At 48.0% G+C, this 877-nt stretch carries 1 protein-coding gene and 1 pseudogene; both read left to right on the top strand.

Annotation, left to right across the window (positions count from 1 at the left end; translation table 11 throughout):
* A pseudogene (locus KIV40_RS32775) lies at window positions 1-85 on the top strand (YitT family protein); the annotation flags it as partial.
* A gap of 129 nt (window positions 86-214) precedes the next feature.
* The coding region (locus KIV40_RS32780) for a winged helix-turn-helix domain-containing protein (protein ID WP_285353546.1) at window positions 215-877 on the top strand (663 nt) is incomplete at its 3' end.

The following is an 877-nucleotide window of genomic DNA, read 5'->3' on the forward strand; positions in this document are numbered from 1 at the left end:
ATCAGTACTTGGTACTGCGGTATTGAACATCGTGCTGGCAATGAACCATAAGCCTACTCGATACTCAGTAAGCTACGGTACCTAACCTTGTCCGTGAGCACTCATTTTCTCGTTTTTGAGCAAAGACGAAATGAGTGCTTTTATCTTGCACAGCTAGCTGCTTTTTATAAATAAAGCCGCTAGAATTGCGGGTTTTTATCAATCACGGCTATCCATGCAAGACTTCCTCAGTGCCGCACAGGCGAAAAACACCACAATTTCGATTGCTGATCTCGTATACAACCCTGCGATAAGAGAACTGAGCACGCCTGAAGAAGTGATTAACTTGGAGCCACGCTCGATTGAGCTGCTCGAGTTGCTGCTGCGCCATGTCGGTGAACCGATTTCAGCGGAGCTGATCATTGAAGAGATTTGGAAAAGCAGCTTCATTTCCAAGAATGGCCTGACCAACCGCATCAGTACTCTACGCGCAATACTGCAAAAGCACCTACCAGAGAGCGATGCCACCAAAATATTGGTGACCTACCCTCGTAAGGGCTACTTTCTGAATCCTAGCTCTGTTCAGCTTGTCGAGCATGAGCAACACCCTGTTGAGCAAACAGCCAAGGTTCACTCCAATTCACCTGCGCCGACTTGGTTGTGGTTCGTTACGCTTGCGCTGCTAGTAACGAGTACCACGTTGGGCTATCTATTTTGGCAGTCCTCCAATCAAACCTCAGAGGCGGCAAGAGAACAACGACTCATCCCCAAAGTAGAGCTACTGTTAAGCCGAGTGGACGCCGTGGGAGACAATGCAAGAAAGTACCGCACCACTGTCAAGGCGTTGTTATTGCAGCAGCAGATTGAGTACTCCTATACTGACTTAGCTAATCAGGAT

It is taken from the genome of Vibrio sp. D173a, assembly GCF_030248475.1.